Raw genomic sequence first — 643 nt, 5'->3', positions numbered from 1 at the left:
CCTCTGACTGCCAGGGCATCCACCGTGTACGCTTATTCGCTTAACCTCACAACCCACAGACGTCTTGCAACGACTCTGAATCGTAAAAGTTTTTGAGAGACTCTGAATAACTTAACGTTATTCATTGTTTTCAAATTTTCAGCTTGTTCCGTATTGTTAAAGAGCAATATCTTAAACATGACTCGTAAGTCATCTTTAAGATATGTTTCAGCAGGCACTGCTGAATGATGGTGGAGCTAAGCGGGATCGAACCGCTGACCTCCTGCGTGCAAGGCAGGCGCTCTCCCAGCTGAGCTATAGCCCCATCGATGATAATTTTCTGAAGTGTCCTATTCTTTTTCAGACAAGGCATGGCTTCGCGACGCATAGCCTGCTATGCGAGCCGGAGTCATAACGCCGTATGAGAAAGAATTGGTAGGCCTGAGTGGACTTGAACCACCGACCTCACCCTTATCAGGGGTGCGCTCTAACCACCTGAGCTACAAGCCTGCAGAAGATTACTGCTCTCTTTAATTTCATCAGACAATCTGTGTGAGCACTGCGCGGGAGTGTATCTTCAGGTAAGGAGGTGATCCAACCGCAGGTTCCCCTACGGTTACCTTGTTACGACTTCACCCCAGTCATGAATCACAAAGTGGTAAAC

General features: G+C 47.6%; 2 tRNA genes and 1 rRNA gene. All 3 read right to left on the bottom strand.

The window, feature by feature from the left end:
- Window positions 1–228 precede the first annotated feature (228 nt).
- Window positions 229–304: transfer RNA gene (locus CG67_RS16580), tRNA-Ala, on the bottom strand.
- 108 nt (window positions 305–412) lie between these two features.
- A tRNA-Ile gene (locus CG67_RS16575) sits at window positions 413–489 on the bottom strand.
- Between the two features lie 72 nt (window positions 490–561).
- Window positions 562–643: ribosomal RNA gene (locus CG67_RS16570) — 16S ribosomal RNA — on the bottom strand; the annotation flags it as partial.

It is taken from the genome of Tatumella sp. UCD-D_suzukii, assembly GCF_000611875.2.
In the GTDB taxonomy this organism is placed as follows: domain Bacteria; phylum Pseudomonadota; class Gammaproteobacteria; order Enterobacterales; family Enterobacteriaceae; genus Tatumella; species Tatumella ptyseos.
Note: the sequence above shows the minus strand (reverse complement) of the source record. Positions and strands in the feature narration are given on the sequence as shown.